The sequence below is a fragment of the Nocardia yunnanensis genome (assembly GCF_003626895.1).
Lineage (GTDB): Bacteria > Actinomycetota > Actinomycetes > Mycobacteriales > Mycobacteriaceae > Nocardia > Nocardia yunnanensis.
This window is the reverse complement of sequence record NZ_CP032568.1, coordinates 3,353,352-3,374,904: the sequence shown is the minus strand read 5'-3', so window position 1 is coordinate 3,374,904 and position 21,553 is coordinate 3,353,352. Positions and strand designations below refer to the sequence as shown.

Below are 21,553 nucleotides of genomic sequence, written 5' to 3'. Positions count from 1 at the left end.
AGCGGCTCTCACTTCGTCAGCAGGTAGAAGAACTGGCGTCCGACACCGGCGCCGGCCACGACGATCCAGATCGCGAGCACGATCCAGAGCATCAGGCGCTGGTAGCGCGGGCCCTGCGACCAGAAGTCGATGAGGATGATGCGGATGCCGTTGAACGCGTGGAACAGCACGCAGACAACGAGGCCCATCTCCATCAGGGCGACGACGGGGTTCTTGTACGTCTCGATCGCGTGGTCGTAGGTGTTCGGGCTGACGCGCACCAACGCGGTATCGAGGACGTGGACGAACAGGAAGAAGAAGATCGTCACGCCGGTGATGCGGTGCAGAGCCCAGGACCACATGCCGGGGTCGCCTCGGTAGAGAGTCCGCTTCGGCTTGGCCGGAGCTTCTAGCGTGGTCATAGAGTGCGGTGCCTCCAACGTCGTCGATGGACCCGGTCAGATCCGGCGCGGAGCCTTTGGACTGTCGAAACCACCTGCTCACAAGCGGAATCAACATCCGGTGGCAGTGCTACAGGCCCGCAGTCGGGAACCTGAACCGATCTGTCGTGAACTCTAAACCCAGCGGTGAAAGGGAACTAATTCGGCGTGCCGCTCGTTGGACCAAATTGTTGTCAGTTAGGTTTGCCTTTCCTGATTTTCGCGACCAGGCAGAACGGTTAGCACGCGGGTACGGTCACGTCCATAGGAGGATGGTCCGAAATGTCGGAAATTGACTGGAAAGCCCTGCGCTACAAGGCTTTTGAGGTTATGCAAGGGGCATATGCCCCGTACTCGCGATTCCCCGTCGGCGCGGCGGCTCTCACCGCCGACGACCGCGTGGTGAGCGGCTGCAATGTGGAAAATATCTCATACGGTTTGGGCCTCTGCGCCGAATGTGTACTGGTCGGTAACTTGATTTCCACCGGCGGCGGGCGCCTGCGGGCCGTCTCGGTCTGCGACTCGCGCGGCGCCGTGCTCATGCCCTGTGGGCGCTGCCGGCAGATCCTGCTCGAACACGGCGGCGGCGAGTTGCTCGTAGATCACCACAAGGGTGCTGTCCGGCTGCACGAACTGCTCCCCGACTCCTTCGGCCCTGCCGACCTCGACGCCGGCCGGCTCTAACCCCCGTCAGCGCGGGGTAGGTCCAGCCTCGTCATCCCCTGGGTAGGTCCAGCCTCGTCATCCCCTGGGTAGGTCCAGCCTCGTCATCCCGGCGTGTCCTTGGCCGGGATCCATACCCGCAGCGCATCACCGCCTTTCGTGGATTCCGGCCAGAAGCACGCCGGAATGACGGGGCCGCGCGGTCACGTGCCGCGTTCCGCGAGCTGTGCCAGGGTGGAGGTCGTGACGGTGCACTCGGCGGTGGACGTGATTCGGGCCAAGCGGGACGGTGGCCAGCTCAGCGACGCGCAGATCGATTGGGTGGTGGACGCGTTCACCCGCGGCGAGGTCGCCGACGAGCAGATGGCCGCGCTGGCCATGGCCATCGTGTGGCGCGGCATGACCCGGCACGAGACCGCCCGCTGGACGCGGGCCATGATCGACTCCGGGCAGCGTCTCGACTTCAGCGGTCTCGGACGGCCCACCGTGGACAAACACTCCACCGGCGGCGTCGGGGACAAGATCACGCTGCCGCTCTCGCCGCTGGTCGCCGCCTGCGGTGCCGCGGTGCCGCAGCTGTCCGGGCGCGGATTGGGCCATACCGGCGGCACTCTCGACAAACTCGAGGCCATTCCCGGCTGGCAGGCCGATCTCCCGGTCGCGCGCATGCGGGAACTGCTGGCGGATCCGAAGATCGGGGCGGTCGTGTGCGCGGCCGGCGCGGATCTCGCCCCCGCCGACAAACGCCTGTACGCACTGCGTGACGTGACCGGGACCGTCGAATCCATCCCCCTGATCGCCAGCTCCATCATGAGCAAGAAGATCGCCGAGGGCACCGGGGCGCTGGTGCTGGACGTGAAGGTCGGGCGCGGGGCCTTCCTGAAGGAACTCGCGCAGGCGCGCGAACTCGCCACCGCCATGGTCGAACTCGGCACCGACGCGGGCGTGCGCACCGTGGCCCTGCTCACCGCCATGGACACCCCGCTGGGCCACACCGCCGGCAACGCGCTGGAAGTCTGCGAATCCCTGGACGTGCTGGCCGGCGGCGGCCCCGCCGACGTGGTCGACCTCACCCTCGCCCTGGCCCGGGAAATGCTGGCCCAGGCCGGAATCGACGATATCGATCCGGCCGACGCGCTCGCCGACGGCCGGGCCATGGACCAGTGGCGGGCCATGGTGCGCGCCCAGGGCGGCGACCCGGACGCACCCCTGCCGCAGGCGCGGCACACCGAAACCCTGCGCGCGCCCGTCGGCGGCACGCTCACTCGGCTGGACGCGCTCGACGTCGGCCTGGCCGCCTGGCGGCTGGGCGCGGGCCGCGCCCGCCAGAGCGATCCGGTGCAGGCGGGCGCCGGCATCGAAATGCACGCCAAGCCAGGCGATTCCATCTCGGCGGGGCAACCGCTGCTGACCCTGCACACCGATACGCCCGACGCCTTCGCGCCCGCGCTCGAGCTGCTGGCGGACGCGTTCACCATCGCCGACGCCGACCCGGAACACCTCCCGCTCATCCTCGATCGCATCACTGCCTGACCGGAGGCGCCAGCGGCCTCGACGGGTTCTCGGCAAGCGGGCCTAGCCTGGAATCGTGATGCGTAGAACTGATTTCCGGGGCCGGGCCGCCGCCCTCGCCGCACTGGGTGTTTTCGGCATCGTCATGCCCCTGGGGGTGGTCGCGCCGGCCGGGTGGTCGCCGGTCGCGGTCGCGCGAGCCGTGCCGGGGGAGAACGCCGGGGGCGGCGATTCCGGGCCGAGTTACGAACCGAACTCGCTGGCCCGCGGCGATGCCGGTCCGCCGAGCGCGAGTCCCAAAGCCAAGCAGACGCCGCTCTACACCAGCTGCGAGCAGGTGTGGTCGCATGGCGGCGGCCCGATCTATCTGGGGCAGCCGGGATATTCGGTGCTGCTGGATCCGGACGGCAAGGGTGTGGCCTGCGAGCGGTAGTGGCGGCCGGGTGACGAGATCGTGCCCGGCAGCAACGTGAGGGCAACGACATTCCGAACTATCGGGTGACTCGCCTCAACCAGCCTGCCGCAGAACAGGAATGCGGCTAACGTTGCTACATGACTGGACCGACGCCCCTCACTCTCGCCTCGATCCGCCAGGCTCCCAAGGCGGTCCTGCACGATCACCTGGACGGCGGGCTGCGCCCCGCGACCGTCCTGGAACTGGCCACCGCCATCGGCTACGACCAGCTACCGGCAAGCGACGCCGAATCCCTGGCCGCCTGGTTCCGCGACGCGGCCGACAGCGGCTCGCTGGAACGCTATCTGGAGACCTTCGCGCACACCGTCGCCGTCATGCAGACCCCCGAGGGCCTGCGCCGGGTGGCCCGCGAATGCGCCGAGGACCTCGCCGCCGACGGTGTCGTCTACGCCGAGGTGCGGTTCGCGCCCGAACAGCACCTCGAGGCCGGGCTTACCCTCGACGAGGTGGTCGAGCACACCATCGCCGGATTCCGGGAGGGCGAAGCCGCCGCCGCGGCCGCCGGCACCCCCATCCGCATGGTCTGCCTGCTGACCGCCATGCGGCACGCCGCCCGCTCCCGCGAGATCGCCGAACTCACCGTGCGCTGGCGCGACCGCGGCGTCGGCGGCTTCGACATCGCCGGCGCGGAGGCCGGCTACCCGCCCAGCCGCCACCTCGACGCCTTCGACTACATGCGAGCCAACCTGGCGCACTTCACGATTCACGCCGGTGAGGCCTTCGGCCTGCCGTCCATTCACGAGGCGGTCGCGTTCTGCGGCTGCGAGCGGCTGGGCCACGGCGTGCGCATCACCGACGACATCACCGACTCCGCCGACGGGCCCAAGCTCGGCGTCGTCGCGAACTACGTGCGCGACATGCGGATTCCGCTGGAGTTGTGTCCGTCCTCCAATGTGCAGACCGGCGCGGTGCCCTCCATAGACAAGCATCCGTTCGACGTGCTGGCGCGGCTGCGCTTCCGCGTCACCGTCAATACCGACAACCGGTTGATGAGCGACACCACCATGAGCAACGAGATGCTCAAGCTGGCCGAGACGTTCGGCTACGGCTGGACGGATCTGGAGCGCTTCACCATCAATGCCATGAAGTCGGCGTTCATCCCGTTCCCGGAGCGGCTGCGGCTGATCGACGAGGTGATCAAACCGGGCTACGCGGTGCTGCTGGGATAGCTTGCCGCGGAAAAAGATTCGGGCCGCACCTGCCGGTGCGGCCCGAATCGTGGTGTGGATTACGCCTTCTGGAGGCGCGCCTCGAAGGTCGACTCCAGCGCCCGCCAGGCTTCCGACTCCGCCTCGAAGGGCGGGTTGGGGGCCATCCGGGTCGGGTCCGGGTTGAGCAGGTAGGAGACGTACCAGCCCAGGGGAGTGGAGACCGCCAGCGCCGACTCGACCGAGTCGTCCTCGGCGTAATCGGCGGCGTCGGTGAACAATTCGACCGCCAGATCGAGCTGATCGGTGTCCACGGCCTTGGGCCCGGTGGCCAGATCCTCCGACAGGCCGGGCAGCACGTAGACGTTCTCCTCGTCCACCTCCACCTCCAGCGAGCCGTCCACGGCCGCGGTCTGGACCTCGCCGTAGGTGCTGACCCGCGACAGATCGTGGTCGTGGTCGTCGGCCAGATAGCGGGCCAGCGCGCGCTCGGAGCCGAAAACCGTGATGCTGCCGTCCTTGCCCAGGAAGATGGGCTCGTCGTCGACATAGCAGCGCAGCGTGAAGAAGGTGCCGTCGGAGGTGACGATCTGCACCGGGTCGATGCCGACCTCGTGCCAGAAGGACAGCTCCTCGTCCTCTTCCTCGTCGTCCTCGTCCAGATCGACGGGCTCGATCTCGTCGTCGTCGCTCTCGGCGGCGTCCTCGGCGTCGACGATGTTCTCCTGCGCCGCAAGCAGTTCCGCCTCCGCGACCGAGACCGCGTCGGCGTCCACGTCCGGAATCGTCACCACCGAGTCGATGGCGTCGATGACCGCTTCCCAGTCCTTGGCGATGGCTGCGCCGATCTGGTCCCACAGCTCCTCGCCCTCGCGGCCCGCGAAGGCGCTCACCCCGCCGGGCAGCGCGCCCAGCACCGGATGCGAGCCGAAGAACTTGGTGACCGCGTCCAGTTCGCAGACGTCACCGATATTGCGGACCATCTCGAGGGTCTCCTCGAGTTCGGAGACCACCTCCGGGTCCGGGTCGTCGGCGGCCAGCTCGGGCACGCCGACCAGATCGAAGACGTACTGCTCCTCCGGCTCCAATTCGGCCGCCGACAATCCGGCGATGATCTTCCAGGCTGGATGATCGACCAGATCGTTGTCGGAGTTGGTGCGAATGAACGCCGCCAGCTCCGCGACGGACTCGAAACCGTAGAGGTCTTCCTCGTGACCGAGGAATGCCTGCCACTCATCGTCACCGTCTCGCCAGCGGGGTGCCCAGAGGGTGACAAGATCGCCTTTGGTCAGGCCGAGCGCGATCGGGACGATGTCTCCAGAAGCCATGACCGGAAGCCTATCCAGTCGTCGCGTCAGGCACTATCCGGGCTGCCCCCAAGGCTTCCCGAAATGTCTGGGGCGGGAGTCAGGGACTCGTTCAAACCCGCGACGATTCGGGCGCGCTGGGTCGTCGCCGCCATGGCCGCCTGCTGGCAGGCCCACAGGATCAGGCGGGAGACCTCCGCCGGTGAGCGCGTGGTCGCAGATTCGGCCAGCCATAGCCCGGTGAGTGCGCCCTCCGCGTCCACCTCGGCGGTGACCGAGCGATCCTCGGCGGTGAAACGCGCCCGCACCTGGGATAATCCGTGCAGGGTCGATTCCAGCGTGGCCAGCTGGTCGTTCACGCGACCCAGCAGCGCATCCATCTCAGCACTCATTGCGAGCTCCTTCCGGCACGGCCGCGCACCCATGCGGCGCTGTCCCAACCGTTTCGATGGCCGTGTTCACGATGGGCGCAGCCAACTGGTCTGGCCGGTGTCGGCCTCGTCGAGCCGATCCAGCTCGTCCACCGCCGCCTGCCGGGTGGGCAGACCCAGCCGATCCAGCAGATCCGCCGGCACTCCCGCCTCGGCCAGCTGTTCGCGCCGCCGCGACCGGGCCACGATGGCCGACCGCTTGGTCAGCCGCAGGATCTCGTCCGCGAGAGCCTGTGCCCCGTAGCGGTATTCGCCGCGCTCGAACTGGATCTCCACCGGCATGCCCTGATCGGTGGCCCGCACCGTCACCGTGCCCGACCTGTTGCTCGACGCCGCCGTGGCCACCGGCGGCAACTCCGCCCCGCTCATGAGGTGGGCCTGTAGAAACCGAGGAACCGCATGCCCGAGTTCTCCGTTCGTATCGGTCCGATCTGCACGGGATCACCGGCCTCGACCAGCCGGCCGTTCCCGATCACCATGGCCACGTGGCCGTCCCACACCGCCAGATCCCCAGGCATCAAGTCCCCTGGACCGATCCTTTGGTGCCCGAACCCCTGCTCCTGCGCCAGCCGCGGCAGCGAGACACCGGCTTGCGCGTACGCCCACTGTGTCAGACCGCTGCAGTCCATCCCCACCCCGGGCGTCTCCCCGCCCCACACGTACGGCGTCCCGACCTGGCTCAACGCATTGCGCACGGCATCCGCCGCTCGCTGATTGGGCGCTTCGACCGTGCTGCCGTCCGGCAGGGTCAGCCGCACCCCGCCGCCCTGCGGTCGCGTCACGGTCGATTCGTGAGCGCGATCCGGCGTTCTCGGTGTGGTGACCGACGCCGGAACGGTCCGCAGGCCGCCGCCCGATCCGGGGCCGGAAACCGCCGCCAGTCCCGACCCGATCGCCGCGCCGCCGGTGGTGAGTCCGCCTCCGGTCGTCGCGCTCGCGAGGTGGATCCCGTTGTCGGCCGGTGTGTTCGCCGTCGCGGGAGCCGTCGCGATCTCGCCGGGTCCGGCGGCCGGGACGCCGGGCGCGGGAATCGGTTCGGCCAGTTCGTTCATCGCCGCGGTCTCGGAATCGAGTTCGGCGCGAACCCGTTCCGCGACCCGCACCGCTCGCCCGAGGTGAGCGATCGCCGACTCGACCAGCGCGGCCGTCCCCGCCGGGGTGAGACCGCCGGTCGTGAGCCCGTCGGCCTCCGCCCGGAACGACCGCAGGATCTCCGCCAACTCCGCGCGCCCGGCCGCGACCTCCGCGTCCGCCCGCTCGAGCACGTCGGCCATGGCCCGCCCCCGATCGGAAGACGTTGCGGCCGTGGTCTGCCCGCGCAAGGCGGCGTCCATCGCGGCGTCGCCGGCCCGCCCGCGCCACGCCTCGTACATCCGATCCACATTCGCCCGGCTGGCCGCGTGCACCGCGTCCACGGCCGCCGATGTCTCGCGCAACACCTCGCTCGCGGTGTGCGCGCCGCCCGGCCCGAAACCGGCGAGCAGAGCGGTGATCGGGCTGGCCAGCGCGGTCGTGTCCATGTCACCGCTCATCCGTCCTCCCGCTGACGAGTGGCATTGCGGCGCAGCGTATTTCCCGTACCGTCGAGGCTGTCGCAGGGGAACGCGTGCGGCCGTGGTCTGCGCCGGCAGCCCGGCAGCGGTGCGCGGTGCCTGTCCGCCGAAGGCACACCGCGATCCCACGAACCCGCACCGGAATTCCGCGAACCGTGCGAGGAGCGTGCGGTATTCATGCGCGCAACTCCGTGCCGGTCGCGCGCACGGCGGCCGCATACGCCGCGTCCTGCGTGACGAACGCGGAGGCGGCCTCGTCGCTCGCCGTTCCGATGCCCGCGAAGGCCGCCGACAGCTCGGCGAGAGCGCCCAGATGCGTGGCGTGGGCCGCCGCGTAGGCGGCCGAGAAGTCCGCGCCGATCGGACCGAAGGCGGACGCGAGTAGCTCGGGGGCGGCGGCCGCGGCGCGGGCGGTCAGGTCGGCGAGATCGCCGGAAAGGCGGCCGGTGATCGCCGCGGAGGCGGCGAGGCCGGACGGGTGAACGGAAATGCGGTGCATGAATGCCCCCTTCATGCCGGTCGCGGGATGGTTTTCGGTTGTAGGGGTTTGGACGCGCGCGGGATCCGGGTGGTTCCGGGGGCGGGGGAATTCCGGTGGGCGGGGATGTCGGCGGGCGCTGCTGACTTAAGGTTCTCGTATGCGCACTCTCGTCGTGGACCATCCGCTCGCTGCCGCTTTGCTGACCACCATGCGAGATGCCCGCACCACCAATCCGACCTTCCGGGCGGCACTGCGGGATCTGACCGGGATCCTGGTCTACGAGGCCATGCGGGACGCGCCCGTGGAGCGGTTTCCCATCGCCACACCGGTGGCGGCGGCGGAGGGGACGCGGCTGAATGCTCCGCCGTTGCTGGTGCCGGTGCTGCGCGCCGGGCTGGGCATGGTGGAGACCGCCGAGAACCTGATCCCGGATGCCCGCATCGGCTTCGTCGGGGTGGCTCGCGACGAGGAGACCCATCAGCCGACCCCCTACATGGAGTCGCTGCCCGACGATCTGTCCAGCACCCCGGTGATCGTGCTGGATCCCATGCTCGCCACCGGCGGCTCCATGGTCTACACCCTGGATCTGCTGGCGGGGCGCAAGGCCCGCGACATCACCGTGCTCTGTGTGGTCGCCGCGCCGGAAGGCATTGCCGCCCTGGAGAAGTCGGGTCATGCCGTGCGACTGGTCACCGCGTCGGTGGACCGCGGCCTCAACTCCGACGCCTACATCGTGCCCGGCCTCGGCGACGCGGGCGATCGCCAGTTCGGCCCACGCTGAACGCTGTCGGCGCCGCTGCCGGCGCTCAGAGCTTTTCGCAGAAGTCCCGGATCTCGGAGAGCCGTTGCGCGGCAGCGGCCTTCGCGTCCGCGAGTCCGTCCCGGTCGGCGACGGGCACCACGGTTTCCAGATAGCACTTGAGCTTCGGCTCGGTGCCCGACGGCCGGATCACCAGCCGTACCGTCGCCCCCTCGAAAACCAGTGCGTCCGTGCGCATTCGACCGCGCAGCTGCGCCATGTCGGTACAGGTCACGGCCTCTCCGGCGATCTCGGCCGGCGGCTGCGAGCGCAGTCGCGCCACCACGGCCGCGGCCTCGCTCACGTCCGCCAGCCGCAGCGATACCTGATCCCCGGCGTGCACGCCGAACTCCACGGCGAGATCGTCGAGCAGCTCCAGCACGGTCCGGTCCCGAGCCTTGGCCTGCGCCACCAGGTCCGCCGCCACGACCGCCGCCGAGATCCCGTCCTTGTCCCGCACGGCCGCCGGATCGACGCAGTGCCCGATGGCCTCCTCGTACGCGTACACCAGTCCCTCGCCCGCGCGGGCCAGCCATTTGAACCCGGTGAGCGTCTCCGCGTAGCGCGCCCCGCGCGCCGGGGCCAGTTTGCTCAGCAGGCGCGAGGACACGATCGTGGTGGCCACCAGCGCGTCCGCGGGCGCGGTGCGCAGGACGAAATCGCCCAGCAGCACGCCGGTTTCGTCGCCGCGCAGCATGCGCCAGCCGTCCGGGCCGCGCACGCCGAGCGCGCATCGATCGGCGTCCGGATCGAGGGCGATGGCCAGATCGGCGTCGAGCCGTTCCGCCAGTCCCAGCAGGAGATCCGCCGCGCCGGGCTCCTCCGGATTTGGGAAGGCCACGGTGGGGAAGTCCGGGTCCGGCGCGAATTGTTCGGAGACGACCAGCACTTCGTCGAATCCGGCGCTGCGCAGCGCCGCGACGGCCAGTTCGCCGCCGACACCGTGCATGGCGGTCAGCACGATCCGGATCGGCGCGCGCGGACCGTCACCGCCGATCAGCGCCGGCAGCCGCGACAGGCGGGTGAGATAGTCCGCCACGATCGCCTGGCCGGCCTCGATATCGAGTTTGCCCAGCGACTTTCGCGGAATCGGCGGCGCCACCGCGTCGATGCAGCGTTCGATCTCCGCGTCCGCGGGCGGGACGAGCTGCGATCCGCCGTCGAGGTAGACCTTGTAGCCGTTGTCGGTGGCCGGATTGTGGGAGGCGGTGATCTGCACTCCCGCAATGGCTTTCAGCTCGCGCACCGCGAACGCCAGCACGGGGGTGGGCAGCGGCCGGGGCAGCTCCAGCACCGAGAAGCCCGCCGCGGTGAAGACTTCCGCGGTGGCCACGGCGAATTCGGCGGAGCCGTGGCGGGCGTCGCGGCCGACCACGATCAGCCCGCCGCCCAGGCAGCGATCGCGCAGCCAGGCCGCGATGCCCGCGGAGGCGCGCGCGACGGTGTCGACGTTCATGCCGTCGGGGCCGTCCTGCAGCGGTCCGCGCAGCCCGGCGGTTCCGAAGCGCAGCATGCCTACAGGCGTTCCAGCACGCCGCGCAGCAGTTTGCCCAATCGCGGTGCGGCGGCGTGGCCTTCGGCCAGCACCTCGGCGTGCGAGAGGTGCGCGCCGGTGACGCCGGCGGCCAGATTGGTCACCAGCGAGATGCCCAGCACCTTCGCGCCGCCCTCCCGGCAGGCGATGGCCTCGAGCACGGTGGACATGCCGACCAGGTCCGCGCCCAGAGTGCGCAGCATGCGGATCTCGGCGGGGGTCTCGTACTGCGGTCCGGTCAGGCCCGCGTACACGCCCTCGGTCAGGCCGGGGTCGACTTCCCGTGCCAGCGCCCGCAATTCGGGATCCCAGGCATCGACCAGGTCCACGAAGTTCGCGCCCTCGAGGGGCGTGCGGCCGGTCAGGTTGAGGTGGTCGCTGATGAGCACCGCCTCGCCCACCGACAGGTCCTCGCGAATGCCGCCGGCGGCGTTGGTCAGCAGCACGGTCTCCGCGCCCGCGGCCAGCGCGGTGCGGACGTTGTGCACGACCTGCCCGGGGGCGTGGCCCTCGTAGAGATGCTGACGGCCCATGAGCAACAGCACCGGCGCGTCACCGACGACCACCGAGTGAATGGTGCCCTGATGTCCTTGCGCCGTAGGCGTTTCGAACCCCGGCACCTCGGCCATGGGAACGGAGGCGGCAGGCTCGCCGATCTCGGCGGCGGCCTGCTGCCAGCCGGACCCCAGCACCACTGCGACGCGGTGCGTGCGCACACCCGTTCGTTCTGCGATGGCTTCGGCGGCTAGTTCGGAAACCCCGCCCGCAGTTCTCTCGGCCAGCATGTCGCCCACCCTAGTCCTAGGCGATCACTCGCGCCTGTGCGCGGCTCGGACCTGCCGTTTTCATACTGTTTGTCTCCCTCGTTCGTGTCCCGCCGGTTATCCCTACCCGCGAGTAGGTATCGCTGTGTGCCCCCGCTACGCTGCACGCATGCCGTATTTGAAGCGTGATGGCGACGTGTTCGTGCTGTACCTCGGCGCCGAGGGCCAAACCATCGACAGCGAGAACCGCTTCCACCCCGACTGGATCACCGAGGTGCACGCCCTGCTCGACGAGGTCGAGGCGTCCGAGGGTCCGGCCGCGCTGGTGGTCACCGCCAACGGCAAGTTCTTCTCCAATGGCCTCGACACCGATTGGCTGTTCGGCAACTTCGACAAGAACTGCTGGTACCTCGACCGCGTCCACTCGCTCTACAGCCGCCTGCTGACCTTCGCGCTGCCGACGGTCGCCGCGGTCAACGGCCACGCCTTCGGCGCCGGCGCCATGCTGGCCACCTCCTGCGACTTCCGGGTCATGCGCGCCGACCGCGGTTTCTGGTGCCTGCCCGAGGTGCACCTGGGCATGCCGTTCACGGTCGCCATGAACGCGCTGCTGACCAACCGCCTCACCAACCAGGTGGCGGTGGAGGCCATGACCACCGGCCGCCGCTATGCCGCCGACGACGCCATCGCCGCCGGCATCGTGGACGGCAAGGCGGATGCCGATGCGTTGCTGGCCACCGCCATCGCACGCGCCGACATGCTCAAGGGCAATCGCAAGCCCAACCTGCCGGTCATCAAGCGCGCCCTGCATCAGAACGCCCTCGCGGGCCTGGCCGTGAAGACCACCCCGGAAAACCTGGCGTTCAACCCCTAGTTCCAGGTCGGGGCCGACGATTTTCTTTCCGAGATTCCGGGTCGGCCCCCGAATATCCCCTCGTCTTCGGCGATATCCCGATCCGCCGAAAGATTTCCGGCCGACCTCGTGCGACAGATCGGCACGGTAGTGCGAGACTGTTGGGATGCAACCGTCGCGCAACGGCGATGAACGCACTCTTCGCAAACCGATCGGTCGGCATGGGGATGATGCCGTGCCGACATCGAATGCTGCCCTCGCACCAGCTGATCCGCTGCTCCTCGCCGAGGTCGACGCCGCGATCGCGACCCACCGCGAGCGATTGCTCGCGCTCTCGCACGACATTCATTCCGAGCCCGAACTCGCATTCGAGGAATTTCGCAGCGTCGCAAAGGCAATCGAGCCTTTGCGCGAGCACGGATTCAAGATCGAAACCGGGGTCGCGGATCTGCCCACGGCATTCACCGCCGAATACGGCAGTGGAGACCTAGTAGTCGGTATTTTTGCGGAATACGACGCACTGCCGGAAATCGGTCATGCCTGCGGCCACAACGTCATCGCCGCCTCGAGTGTCGGCGCGGCCCTGGGCCTGGCCGCGGTCGCCGACGCCTGCGACATCACCGTGAAACTGCTCGGCACGCCCGCCGAGGAATCCGGCGGCGGCAAGGTGCTCATGCTCGAGCGCGGCGTCTTCGACGATCTCGCCATGGCGCTCATGGTCCATCCGGGTCCGGAGGACATCGCCGGCGCGCACTCGCTCGCGCTCGCGGATGTGTCGGTGGTTTTCCACGGTCGCGAATCGCATGCCAGCGCCGCACCGCACCATGGGCGAAACGCCCTCGACGCCGTGACCGTCGCGCAAGTTGCTTTGGGATTGCTGCGGCAACATCTCCGGCCCGGACAGCAACTCCACGGTATAGTCGGCTCGGGCGGCGTGGCCCCGAACATCGTGCCCGGCTACGCGGAACTGCTGTATTACCTACGTGCGGTCGACTCCGCGGCCCTCGACGATCTGATGCAACGAGCATCGGCATGTTTCGAGGCCGGCGCCCTGGCCACCGGATGCACCCACGAAATCCGGAAGCTCGCGCCGACATATACCGAGCTCACTCCCGACAGCGCACTACTGTGTGCCTATCGCGAGCAGATCCGAGACCTCGGACGCGTGCCCATCGCCCCGGAATTCGAGGCGGCCCGGCCACTGGGCAGTACGGATATGGGCAATGTCACCAACGTCATCGCCGGCATCCACCCGGTCATCGGCATCGATGCCGGGGGCGCGGTGACCCACCAGCCCGCCTTCGCGGCGGCCGCGGTGAACGCCTCGGCCGATCGTGCGGTGCTGGACGGGGCAACGGCGTTGGCCCGCACCGCGATACACATCGCAGGCGACAAAGTGCACAGGGACAGGTTGTCGGAACGAGTCATGCAACGGCAGTTTCAGCGACAGGAGGACATTCGGTGAGCACAACCGGCCATGCCGGCGGATCCGCTCGCGGTATCGAACCCGGGCTTTCCAGAGGTTCTATCTGTGCGCGTCCGTCGGTAGGTGCCGCGACGGACGTCGCGATGGAACCGGCTTCCGGACACGAGATGGTCGAAGCCTGGCTCGCGGAGCACGCGGACGATCTCACGGCGTGGCGGCGGCACATCCACGCCAATCCCGAACTGTCCCGCACCGAGTTCGGCACCACCGAATTCGTGGAGTCCTGGCTGGTCAAGGCGGGTCTCGAACCGCGCAAGCTACCGAGCGGCACCGGCCTGATCTGTGACATCGGCCCGGACACCCCCCGCATCGGCCTGCGCGCGGACATGGACGCGCTGCCGCTGCAGGAGTACACCGGCTTACCGTTCGCCTCCACCGTGCCGGGCGTCTCGCACGCCTGCGGGCACGACGCGCACACCACCATCCTGCTCGGTACCGCCTTGGCGCTGGCCGAGATCCCGGACCTTCCGGTCGGTGTGCGGCTGGTCTTCCAGCACGCCGAGGAGGTCATGCCCGGCGGCGCCATCGACATGGTCGCCGCGGGCGCCATGGAGGACGTCTCGCGCATGTTCGCGCTGCACTGCGATCCGCGCCTGGAGGTGGGCCGGGTCGGCCTCCGGGTCGGTCCCATCACCTCGGCCGCCGACACCGTGGAGCTGGTGCTGGACTCGCCCGGCGGTCACACCTCCCGGCCGCACCTGACCAGCGATCTGGTCTACGCCATGGGCACCGTCATCACCGGCCTGCCGGGCCTGCTCTCGCGTCGCATCGATCCGCGCACCAGCACCGTCATGGTGTGGGGCGCGGTGTCGGCGGGCAAGGCGCCCAACGCGATTCCGCAGACCGGCATGCTCACCGGCACCGTCCGCACCGGCGATCACGCCACCTGGTCGCTGCTCGAGCCGATGGTCCGCGAGATCGTCGAGGGCCTGCTGGCGCCGACGGGTGTGCGCTATCAGCTCAACTACAAGCGCGGGGTGCCGCCGGTCGTCAACGACGAGCAGGCCGTGCGCATGTTCGAGGACGCGATTCGCGCCCTGGGTCCCGACGCGCTCGCCGACACCCAGCAGTCCGGCGGCGGCGAGGACTTCTCGTGGTACCTCGAGGAGGTGCCCGGGGCCATGGCGCGCCTGGGCGTCTGGTCCGGTCAGGGCGAGCAGCTCGACCTGCATCAGCCGACCTTCGACCTCGACGAGCGCGCGCTGGCCGCGGGGGTGCGGATCTTCACCAATATCGTGCTGAACGCGCGCTGAGCCGAGCCGACGAAAAAGCCGGGCCGCACCGAAAGGTGCGGCCCGGCTTCATGTTCTGGTGCGCTACTTCGCCTTCTCGGCGATATCGCCCCAGGCGTGCCAGCGGTCGATCTCGATCCAGGCGCTCACGCGCTTCTGGTCGCGCACGCCGTAGTCGCTGCCGATGTAGTGCTGGGCGATGCGGTCGATGACCGAGGAGTCCGGGTCGTTCTCCAGGGAGACGACGCGGCCCTGAATGCTGACGTGGCTGTACCAGTTGCCGTCCGCGAGCACGGTCAGGCTGATGCGCGGATCCTCGCGCAGGTAGTCCAGGCGCTTGCGGAAGTCGGCCAGGTTCACCAGGATTCGGCCATCCTCGTACAGGTACCAGGTGGCCACCGACACCGGCTGGCCGTCGGGACGATTCGAGGCGAACACCGCCGGATTGGGCTTGGACAGGAATTCGGCGATCGGTGCGGGCACGGGCTTGGCGGGCATCGGGTTCCTCTCGGAGAGATCGAAAGATCGTTTCCTGTCCCGCAACAGCGGCGCCGCGCCGAATCTTCCGGCCCGGCGCGATCCGCTACGGCCCGAAGGTCCCCGGGCCCACGTTCTTGCTGTTGCGGGTGCGCAGGGCATGCGTGTAATCGCTTGGCGCACCGGCCTTCTCGGCGGCATCCGCGATGACGCCCAGATAGCGGGCCGAGGGCAGCCCGCCCTCGTAGGCGTCGAGCACGTAGAGCCAGGCCAGCACCGGCTCGGTGCCGGGGCCCGAATTGGGGGTGACGCGCAGGCGGATCTTCTTGTGGATGCCGAAGTCCGAACCCTCCCAGCGGTCGAGACTCAGCTCGTCCTCGCTGGGAACGTCGTAGAGCACCACGAAGACCCGTTGCCCGGCTTCTTCGACCACCGTCGCCAGCGGTCCCTCCCAGCCGATGTCGTCTCCGGCGAAGGTGAGTCGCCACCCTTCCAGCCAGCCGGTTCCGTACACGGGGGAGTGCGGACAGCGCTTGAGCATCTGCTCGGGATCCATGTTGGACCCATAGGCGGCGTAAATCGGCACCATAGAAGCCTATCGAACAATCCGGCGAGACCATCCCCGATCCCGTCACAAGGCGGTGCTGTGTCCGATTGGCCCTACGCTGCGCTCCGGGCCTGGTCCGCGGCCCCGAAGTCTCGATTCTTCCCTCCTCCGCTCCTCCGCTTCGCTCCCCCGCTCCGTCAGTCCAGAATCGAGACGGCCGCGGACCCTGTGTGTGATGTCACAAACGCGGGCGAAAACGTGGCTAACGGGTCGCGAGTGTCGCCGACTCGTCGGTCGACGCGGTCGGCGGGGTCTGGAACAGGGCGGATAACGTTAGGGATGGCGTCGGAGATCCCGGGCCGGAGTTGAACGCGGAGGAACAATGACCCGCATTGCGATCATCGGTGGCGGCCCCGCCGGTTACGAAGCGGCGCTGGTGGCGGCACAGCACGGTGCGCCGGTCACGCTGATCGACAGTGACGGCATCGGCGGCGCGTGCGTGCTGTGGGATTGCGTGCCGTCCAAGACCTTCATCGCCTCCACCGGCGTGCGCACCGATCTGCGCCGCGCCCGTGACCTGGGCATCACCGTGCATCCCTCGCAGGCGCAGGTGCGTCTGGCCGAGGTGAACTCGCGCGTGAAGGCCCTCGCCCAGGCCCAGTCCTCCGATATTCGCACCAAGCTGCAGACCGCCGGCGTCACCGTATTGTCCGGGTACGGCGAGCTCATCGACCAGGCGCCGGGCCTGGCCACCCACCTGGTCAAGGCCACGCTCGCCGACGGCCAGCAGCGGGTCGTCGAGGCCGAGGTGGTGCTGATCGCCACCGGCGCCAGCCCGCGCGTGCTGCCCGGCGCGGAACCCGACGGCGAGCGAATCCTGAACTGGCGCCAGCTCTATGACCTCAAGGAGCTGCCCGAGACGCTGGTCGTCGTCGGCTCGGGTGTGACCGGCGCCGAATTCGTCTCCGCCTATACCGAGATGGGCGTGAGCGTGAAATTGGTCTCCAGCCGCGACCGCGTGCTGCCCGGCGAGGACGCCGATGCCGCGCTGGTGCTCGAGGACGCGCTCGCCGAGCGCGGCGTGGAACTGGTCAAGCACGCGCGCGCCGACGCGGTGGAGCGCACCGCCGAGGGCATCGTGGTGAAGCTGTCCGACGGCCGCACCGTCACCGGCACCCATGCGCTGATGACCGTCGGCTCGGTCCCGAACACCGAAGGGCTGGGCCTGGATCGGCTCGGCATCCAACTCGACAAGGGCGGTTACCTGCGGGTGGATCGGGTGTCGCGGACCACCGCGACCGGCGTGTACGCCGCGGGCGACTGCACCGGCCTGCTGCCGCTGGCCTCGGTGGCCGCCATGCAGGGCCGCATCGCCATGTACCACGCGCTCGGCGAGGGCGTGCAGCCGATTCGGCTCAAGACCGTTGCGTCCGCGGTGTTCACGCGCCCGGAGATCGCGACCGTCGGCGTCTCGCAGACCGCCATCGACAACGGGGAGACCCCCGCGCGCACGGTCATGCTGCCGTTGAACACCAACCCGCGCGCCAAGATGTCGGGCCTGCGACGGGGTTTCGTGAAGATCTTCTGCCGTCCCGCCACCGGTGTGGTGATCGGCGGCGTGGTGGTGGCCCCGATCGCCTCGGAGCTGATTCTGCCGATCGCGCTCGCGGTGCAGAACAACCTGACGGTGAACGATCTGGCGCAGACGTTCTCGGTGTATCCCTCGCTGACCGGATCGGTGACGGAGGCGGCGCGTCAGCTCATGCGGCACGACGATCTGGACTAGCCGCAACGCTTTTCGCACGCGAATTCCGCGCTTTGTTACCAGCCCGTCTTGCTGCCTTGTCTCCCTTGTGATTAAGTTCGCGGCGGAAGCGATCGGCAGGGCGGTCGCGAGCGTTACGCAGCGGGGGCTCTCAATTCCCCTCCGCGGCGAGGCTCTTCGATGCCCGGAGCGATCGTGCTGCCGAGGGACGAAGGAATTGAGCGAAACGTGAAGCACCGCAAGCCGAGTCGGATCAAGGCGAGCACCTCCCTGACGCTGGCCGGTGCGGCCGCGGTGGTGTCGCTGCTGTCCGCGCCCGCCAACGCCGCGCCCGCCGATCCGGGTGCGGTCCCGGCCGATCAGCAGCAGCCCGACCCGGCGCAGCCGACCACCGAGACGCCGGCGCCGGACGCGAAGGCGCAGGTCGTGCCCGCGCCCAAGCCGGAGAACACGCAGCCGGGCACCACCAAGCCGCAGCAGACCCAGCCGGGCGTGACCGCGCCCACCACGCCGGACACCACTGCGCCGCAGCCGGATCCGGGTCAGCCGCAGGGCGCCACCCAGCCCGAGGGCACCGGCCCGAAGTCGGATCCGGCGACCCCCAAGCCGAACGATCCGAACGCGCAGCCGGCGGGCACCAACTCGCAGCCCGCGCAGCCCAAGACGATCAAGCCGCAGCCGGGTGTGACCGTGCCGCGCGTCGCGCCGCTGCCGGTGCCGGGTCAGTCCACCCAGCCCGCGGTGGTCGCGCCGGCCACGCCGGATCAGGCGGCCACGCCGGGTCAGTCGGCCACGCCGGGGCAGCAGCAGCCGGTCAAGCCGAACGACCGGACCGCGCAGCCGGCCGTGAACACCCCGCAGCAGGATCCGTCGGTCGACACCATCACCGGTCAGCCGGGTGCGACCGCCCCGCAGCAGCAGCCGCGCTGGCAGTCGCCCGCCATCGACACCGCCCCGGCCGCGCCGGTCGTGGCGATGACCGGTCCGCACACCGAGTTCGGGGTCAACCTCGACGGTGGCGCGGTGCTGCCGGGCTGGGCCGCCAACACCCACCACTTCAGCAACCTGGACGGGTACGTCGGCACCATCGGCTACACCACGCCCGGCGGGATCGGTGAGGCCGGCATGTCGCTGGACTTCACGACGGTCAACCAGATCAAGGTGACGGCGTTCGCGGGCAGCGGCCCGGACAACGACCAGAAGACGGAGTTCGTGCTGGACACGGCCGCGGCCAACGCGGCCAAGGCCGACGCCGAGAACTTCATTCGACTGCTCCCGGGCGGCGCCACGGTCCTGGAGGCCGCGGCGCAGATTGGTAAGCTCCCCGAAGGTGAGCGGCCGTCGCAGTCGGTCGACATCGGTGGTGTGACGGCCCAGGTCGGCCAGTCGGTCCAGTACTGACGCGAGCGTAGGGGAACCGGTGATCGTGCCGGTAGGAGCGGTGTCGTCGCGTGGGGCGGTCGGGAGCGACCGCCCCACGCGCATGTGGCGAAAGGACGGGTGATGGCTTCCGGTAACGACGAATCCGACCGTCCCGAACCCGAGGAGACCGAGCCGGCCGCGCCCGAGTCCGAATTCGGGCCCGCGCTCGGCGGCTTCGGTCCCTCCCTCAACGATTTCGGGCCCGCGCTCGGTGATTTCGGTCCCACCCCGGCCGCCGCCGCGCCGGGCTGGAGTCCCGCGCCCGGGCCGCAGGGGCCGGATGTGGGGTGGCGGCCCGCCGGGGCCCCGCCGCAGTATCGGGCGCCGGACGCGTGGACCCCGACGACCGGGCAGTACCCGGTGCAGTATCCGACCGGGCAGTACCCGCCGGTCGGTCATCCCGCGGACGGCAATGGCATGGCCACGGGCCAATTTCCGCCCGTGGAGAGCGCCGGGCCCGCCGCGAGTGCGGCCGACGTCGAACAGACCGTCAGAATTCCGCCTGGCGGGTCGCAATCCGTCCCCGGCAACGCGCAGCAGGCCGCGCCGGGCGGCGATCAGGCCGCCGCCGAAGCGAATTCGCCGGGCGCGAACGCCGGCGGTGCCGCCGCCGGCGCGGGCAATGGCATGGCCGGGGCGGGGAATGCGGCCGGGGCGCCGGATTCGTGGTGGCGTTCCGCGCCCAGCGGCTTCCCGCCCACGCCGCCGGAATCCGATGCGCCGCAGGGCGAGTCGCTGTCGTGGGCCGACGATCCCATCGTGAAGGCGCTGACCCCGCCGAAAACCCCGCTGCCGCAGGCCAAGCCGGAGGAGCCGCGATCGTGGCGCAAGGTCGCGGCGATCGGGGCCGGGGCGGCGGTGCTGGTGCTGGTGATCGGGCTGGTGGCGCTCGCGGTCATGCGCGGCGGCAAGGACGACGCCCCGACGGCCGGGGCGACCACCACCGGCAAGGCCGCGGTGTCCCCGACGGCGGCCGCGCTGAGCTGCCCGGCCCGCCGCGACGGCGCGCTCACCATCGGCAACGGTGAGGGCGGCACCGGGAGCGGGGTGGACGCCATCCTCGGTTTCGAGCACGCCTTCTACGTCGAGCGCAGCGGGGTGAAGGCGCGCGGCTTCGTGGTGCCGGACTCGACCACGGTGATGCCCGCGGACGTGATCCAGCAGAAGGGCATCGATCCGCTCAAGCCGGGCACCACCTACTGCCTCAAGATCGTCGAGACCGGCAAGAGCCCGGATCAGGTGCAGACCTTCCACGATGTGGACATCACCGAGCATCGGGCCGACGGCACCACGGAGGTCTACACCGAGCGGGTGACCACGGTGGAGCGGGACGGCAGGCACCTCATCCAGTCGATCGAATAGCTCGCACCCCGCGATCTGATTCCCATATATTGGGAATCGGATTTCATATCCTGGTCGCGCTGTGACATGGTGGAGTTTCGCATACCCCGGCGTTTCCCTCGGAGGTGTTTCATGTCCGCGACCTTCCCGCCGCTCGCCCGCCGCCTCGACGGCCTGCAGAGCTCGGCGATCCGTGACCTGCTCAAGCTCACCTCGCGGGCGGACATCATAGGCTTGGCCGGAGGTTTGCCGGACGCCGAGCTGATGCCGCGCGATCGCATCGCGGCCGCCGCCGACGCGGCCCTGTCCGACCGCTCCCGGCTGCAGTACACCGAGTCGCCGGGCTGGGGTCCGCTGCGCGAGGTGCTGGCCGTGCGCGAGTCCGGGCGACTCGGGCGCGCGGTGGCGGTCGAGGAGATCTTCGTGACCCACGGCTCCCAGCAGGCGCTGTCGCTGCTGTCGGAGGTGCTGCTGGATCCCGGCGCGCTGGTGATCGTCGAGGATCCCGCGTATGTCGGTGCGCTGCAGGTGTTCCGGGCGGCGGGAGCCCGAATCGTCGCCGTCCCACTGGATTCCGAGGGCATGCGGCTGGACGCGCTGCGCACACTGCTGGAGGCCGGGGAACGCCCCGCGGTCGTGCACACGGTGAGCAACTTCCACAATCCGGGCGGGGTCACCCTCGCCCCGCAGCGCCGCCGGGAACTGGCGAATCTCGCGGAGCGGTACGGCTTCTGGATCATCGAGGACGACCCGTACGGCGAACTCTGGTTCGAGCGCCCGTCGCCCGCGCCGGTGGCGACCTACTCGCCCAACGTGATTCGCCTCTCCAGCGCCTCCAAGATCCTGGCTCCCACGCTGCGGGCGGGCTGGATGATCGCCCCCGCCCCGGTGTGCCGGGCCGTCGAACTGCTGAAACAGGGTGCGGACCTGTGCGGTTCGGCGCTGACCCAGCAGATCACCGCCGAACTGCTGGCCGACACCGACTGGCTGGCCGGGCATGTGGACACCGTCCGCGAGGTCTACGGCGCCCGGGCCGGCGCCCTGGTCGGCGCGATGCGAGCGCGTTTCGGTGACCGCATCGTCAGCACCGACCCCGCCGGCGGCATGTTCGTCTGGGTCGATTTCACCGACGGCACCGACACCGCCGCCCTGCTGCCGCGCGCTCTCGACGCGGGCGTCGCCTACGTGCCCGGCAACGCCTTCGCCGTCTCCACCGACTACACGCGCTCGATGCGGCTGTGCTTCACCACCTCCGACGCGGCCACCCTGACCGAAGCCGTGGACCGGCTGGCCAAGGCCCACGGCGGCGTCTGATCGGTGCGAATCCGATCCGTGCGAATCCGG

The 21,553-nt window shown here is 69.7% G+C and carries 22 protein-coding genes; 12 read left to right on the top strand and 10 right to left on the bottom strand.

The features are described from left to right. Nucleotides 1-8: 8 nt before the first annotated feature. Complete coding sequence (sdhC, locus tag D7D52_RS15630; protein ID WP_120737190.1) at nucleotides 9-401, bottom strand: succinate dehydrogenase, cytochrome b556 subunit; 393 nt, start codon at nucleotides 399-401, stop codon at nucleotides 9-11. 300 nt (nucleotides 402-701) lie between these two features. Between sdhC and D7D52_RS15625 the strand changes: the two genes are divergently transcribed. The 4 genes from D7D52_RS15625 to D7D52_RS15610 all read left to right on the top strand — a co-directional run bounded on the left by D7D52_RS15625 (nucleotide 702) and on the right by D7D52_RS15610 (nucleotide 4,238). Beyond that, nucleotides 702-1,103 (top strand): cytidine deaminase, encoded by a 402-nt coding sequence (locus D7D52_RS15625; protein WP_120737188.1) that lies wholly within the window; start codon nucleotides 702-704, stop codon nucleotides 1,101-1,103. Nucleotides 1,104-1,331: 228 nt separating this feature from the next. Continuing rightward, nucleotides 1,332-2,615 carry a thymidine phosphorylase gene (locus tag D7D52_RS15620; RefSeq protein WP_120744144.1) on the top strand — a complete coding sequence of 428 codons (1,284 nt, stop codon included), beginning with the start codon at nucleotides 1,332-1,334 and terminating at the stop codon, nucleotides 2,613-2,615. 58 nt (nucleotides 2,616-2,673) lie between these two features. Further along, on the top strand, nucleotides 2,674-3,027 hold the full coding sequence (locus tag D7D52_RS15615) for an excalibur calcium-binding domain-containing protein (RefSeq protein WP_246024003.1): 354 nt from the start codon (nucleotides 2,674-2,676) through the stop codon (nucleotides 3,025-3,027). 119 nt (nucleotides 3,028-3,146) lie between these two features. Continuing rightward, entirely contained in the window at nucleotides 3,147-4,238 is a 1,092-nt protein-coding gene (locus D7D52_RS15610) for an adenosine deaminase (RefSeq protein ID WP_120737184.1), read from the top strand. Nucleotides 4,239-4,297: 59 nt separating this feature from the next. Here the strand turns inward: D7D52_RS15610 and D7D52_RS15605 are convergent, their stop codons facing one another. The 5 genes from D7D52_RS15605 to D7D52_RS15585 form a co-directional block, all read right to left on the bottom strand. After that, nucleotides 4,298-5,545, bottom strand: coding sequence for a primosomal protein (locus D7D52_RS15605; RefSeq protein WP_120737182.1), 1,248 nt, complete (start codon nucleotides 5,543-5,545; stop codon nucleotides 4,298-4,300). A 26-nt stretch (nucleotides 5,546-5,571) separates the two neighbouring features. Beyond that, the gene (locus tag D7D52_RS15600; protein ID WP_120744143.1) at nucleotides 5,572-5,916 is read right to left on the bottom strand and encodes a YbaB/EbfC family nucleoid-associated protein; all 345 of its coding nucleotides are present in this window, start codon (nucleotides 5,914-5,916) and stop codon (nucleotides 5,572-5,574) included. A gap of 66 nt (nucleotides 5,917-5,982) precedes the next feature. Continuing rightward, nucleotides 5,983-6,324, bottom strand: a complete 342-nt coding sequence (locus D7D52_RS15595; protein WP_120737180.1) for a hypothetical protein — start codon at nucleotides 6,322-6,324, stop codon at nucleotides 5,983-5,985. Continuing rightward, nucleotides 6,321-7,487, bottom strand: a complete 1,167-nt coding sequence (locus D7D52_RS15590) for a C40 family peptidase (RefSeq protein WP_120737178.1) — start codon at nucleotides 7,485-7,487, stop codon at nucleotides 6,321-6,323. The genes D7D52_RS15595 and D7D52_RS15590 overlap by 4 nt, the downstream gene beginning before the upstream one ends. Before the next feature lie 196 nt (nucleotides 7,488-7,683). Continuing rightward, entirely contained in the window at nucleotides 7,684-8,007 is a 324-nt protein-coding gene (locus D7D52_RS15585) for a type VII secretion target (RefSeq protein ID WP_162958329.1), read from the bottom strand. A gap of 139 nt (nucleotides 8,008-8,146) precedes the next feature. Between D7D52_RS15585 and upp the strand changes: the two genes are divergently transcribed. Beyond that, nucleotides 8,147-8,770, top strand: a complete 624-nt coding sequence (upp, locus tag D7D52_RS15580) for a uracil phosphoribosyltransferase (RefSeq protein ID WP_120737174.1) — start codon at nucleotides 8,147-8,149, stop codon at nucleotides 8,768-8,770. Nucleotides 8,771-8,795: 25 nt separating this feature from the next. On the opposite strand, the gene D7D52_RS15575 is transcribed toward upp, so the two are convergent. Together D7D52_RS15575 and D7D52_RS15570 are read right to left on the bottom strand one after the other, a co-directional pair. Continuing rightward, complete coding sequence (locus D7D52_RS15575) at nucleotides 8,796-10,301, bottom strand: phospho-sugar mutase (protein WP_120737172.1); 1,506 nt, start codon at nucleotides 10,299-10,301, stop codon at nucleotides 8,796-8,798. Between the two features lie 2 nt (nucleotides 10,302-10,303). Further along, on the bottom strand, nucleotides 10,304-11,107 hold the full coding sequence (locus tag D7D52_RS15570; RefSeq protein ID WP_120744142.1) for a purine-nucleoside phosphorylase: 804 nt from the start codon (nucleotides 11,105-11,107) through the stop codon (nucleotides 10,304-10,306). A gap of 148 nt (nucleotides 11,108-11,255) precedes the next feature. Between D7D52_RS15570 and D7D52_RS15565 the strand changes: the two genes are divergently transcribed. From D7D52_RS15565 to D7D52_RS15555, 3 genes are all read left to right on the top strand, one after another. Then, on the top strand, nucleotides 11,256-11,960 hold the full coding sequence (locus D7D52_RS15565) for an enoyl-CoA hydratase/isomerase family protein (protein ID WP_120737170.1): 705 nt from the start codon (nucleotides 11,256-11,258) through the stop codon (nucleotides 11,958-11,960). A gap of 214 nt (nucleotides 11,961-12,174) precedes the next feature. Further along, on the top strand, nucleotides 12,175-13,404 hold the full coding sequence (locus D7D52_RS15560; protein ID WP_425464635.1) for a M20 family metallopeptidase: 1,230 nt from the start codon (nucleotides 12,175-12,177) through the stop codon (nucleotides 13,402-13,404). A 104-nt stretch (nucleotides 13,405-13,508) separates the two neighbouring features. Next, complete coding sequence (locus D7D52_RS15555; RefSeq protein ID WP_246023879.1) at nucleotides 13,509-14,678, top strand: M20 family metallopeptidase; 1,170 nt, start codon at nucleotides 13,509-13,511, stop codon at nucleotides 14,676-14,678. Between the two features lie 63 nt (nucleotides 14,679-14,741). Here D7D52_RS15555 and D7D52_RS15550 read toward each other — a convergent pair whose 3' ends face one another. Next, the gene (locus tag D7D52_RS15550) at nucleotides 14,742-15,155 is read right to left on the bottom strand and encodes a PPOX class F420-dependent oxidoreductase (RefSeq protein WP_120737165.1); all 414 of its coding nucleotides are present in this window, start codon (nucleotides 15,153-15,155) and stop codon (nucleotides 14,742-14,744) included. An 85-nt stretch (nucleotides 15,156-15,240) separates the two neighbouring features. Then, nucleotides 15,241-15,720 (bottom strand): gamma-glutamylcyclotransferase family protein, encoded by a 480-nt coding sequence (locus D7D52_RS15545; protein ID WP_120744140.1) that lies wholly within the window; start codon nucleotides 15,718-15,720, stop codon nucleotides 15,241-15,243. 343 nt (nucleotides 15,721-16,063) lie between these two features. Between D7D52_RS15545 and D7D52_RS15540 the strand changes: the two genes are divergently transcribed. The 4 genes from D7D52_RS15540 (at nucleotide 16,064) to D7D52_RS15525 (ending at nucleotide 21,523) form a co-directional block, all read left to right on the top strand. After that, nucleotides 16,064-17,467, top strand: coding sequence for an NAD(P)H-quinone dehydrogenase (locus D7D52_RS15540; RefSeq protein WP_120737163.1), 1,404 nt, complete (start codon nucleotides 16,064-16,066; stop codon nucleotides 17,465-17,467). A gap of 207 nt (nucleotides 17,468-17,674) precedes the next feature. Then, nucleotides 17,675-18,847 (top strand): hypothetical protein, encoded by a 1,173-nt coding sequence (locus D7D52_RS15535; protein ID WP_246023878.1) that lies wholly within the window; start codon nucleotides 17,675-17,677, stop codon nucleotides 18,845-18,847. 102 nt (nucleotides 18,848-18,949) lie between these two features. Continuing rightward, nucleotides 18,950-20,230 (top strand): DUF8176 domain-containing protein, encoded by a 1,281-nt coding sequence (locus D7D52_RS15530; RefSeq protein ID WP_120737162.1) that lies wholly within the window; start codon nucleotides 18,950-18,952, stop codon nucleotides 20,228-20,230. Nucleotides 20,231-20,341: 111 nt separating this feature from the next. Further along, nucleotides 20,342-21,523 carry an aminotransferase-like domain-containing protein gene (locus D7D52_RS15525; RefSeq protein WP_120737160.1) on the top strand — a complete coding sequence of 394 codons (1,182 nt, stop codon included), beginning with the start codon at nucleotides 20,342-20,344 and terminating at the stop codon, nucleotides 21,521-21,523. Nucleotides 21,524-21,553: the final 30 nt, after the last annotated feature.

What these genes read in the sequence shown, in the direction of transcription:
- sdhC (WP_120737190.1), bottom strand. Translation starts at nt 401, where the DNA reads ATGACCACGCTAGAAGCTCCGGCCAAGCCGAAGCGGACTCTCTACCGA.
- D7D52_RS15570 (WP_120744142.1), bottom strand. Translation starts at nt 11,107, where the DNA reads ATGCTGGCCGAGAGAACTGCGGGCGGGGTTTCCGAACTAGCCGCCGAA.
- upp (WP_120737174.1), top strand. Translation starts at nt 8,147, where the DNA reads ATGCGCACTCTCGTCGTGGACCATCCGCTCGCTGCCGCTTTGCTGACC.
- D7D52_RS15585 (WP_162958329.1), bottom strand. Translation starts at nt 8,007, where the DNA reads ATGCACCGCATTTCCGTTCACCCGTCCGGCCTCGCCGCCTCCGCGGCG.
- D7D52_RS15550 (WP_120737165.1), bottom strand. Translation starts at nt 15,155, where the DNA reads ATGCCCGCCAAGCCCGTGCCCGCACCGATCGCCGAATTCCTGTCCAAG.
- D7D52_RS15605 (WP_120737182.1), bottom strand. Translation starts at nt 5,545, where the DNA reads ATGGCTTCTGGAGACATCGTCCCGATCGCGCTCGGCCTGACCAAAGGC.
- D7D52_RS15525 (WP_120737160.1), top strand. Translation starts at nt 20,342, where the DNA reads ATGTCCGCGACCTTCCCGCCGCTCGCCCGCCGCCTCGACGGCCTGCAG.
- D7D52_RS15625 (WP_120737188.1), top strand. Translation starts at nt 702, where the DNA reads ATGTCGGAAATTGACTGGAAAGCCCTGCGCTACAAGGCTTTTGAGGTT.
- D7D52_RS15565 (WP_120737170.1), top strand. Translation starts at nt 11,256, where the DNA reads ATGCCGTATTTGAAGCGTGATGGCGACGTGTTCGTGCTGTACCTCGGC.
- D7D52_RS15610 (WP_120737184.1), top strand. Translation starts at nt 3,147, where the DNA reads ATGACTGGACCGACGCCCCTCACTCTCGCCTCGATCCGCCAGGCTCCC.
- D7D52_RS15540 (WP_120737163.1), top strand. Translation starts at nt 16,064, where the DNA reads ATGACCCGCATTGCGATCATCGGTGGCGGCCCCGCCGGTTACGAAGCG.
- D7D52_RS15530 (WP_120737162.1), top strand. Translation starts at nt 18,950, where the DNA reads ATGGCTTCCGGTAACGACGAATCCGACCGTCCCGAACCCGAGGAGACC.
- D7D52_RS15590 (WP_120737178.1), bottom strand. Translation starts at nt 7,487, where the DNA reads ATGAGCGGTGACATGGACACGACCGCGCTGGCCAGCCCGATCACCGCT.
- D7D52_RS15555 (WP_246023879.1), top strand. Translation starts at nt 13,509, where the DNA reads ATGGAACCGGCTTCCGGACACGAGATGGTCGAAGCCTGGCTCGCGGAG.
- D7D52_RS15575 (WP_120737172.1), bottom strand. Translation starts at nt 10,301, where the DNA reads ATGCTGCGCTTCGGAACCGCCGGGCTGCGCGGACCGCTGCAGGACGGC.
- D7D52_RS15615 (WP_246024003.1), top strand. Translation starts at nt 2,674, where the DNA reads ATGCGTAGAACTGATTTCCGGGGCCGGGCCGCCGCCCTCGCCGCACTG.
- D7D52_RS15600 (WP_120744143.1), bottom strand. Translation starts at nt 5,916, where the DNA reads ATGAGTGCTGAGATGGATGCGCTGCTGGGTCGCGTGAACGACCAGCTG.
- D7D52_RS15595 (WP_120737180.1), bottom strand. Translation starts at nt 6,324, where the DNA reads ATGAGCGGGGCGGAGTTGCCGCCGGTGGCCACGGCGGCGTCGAGCAAC.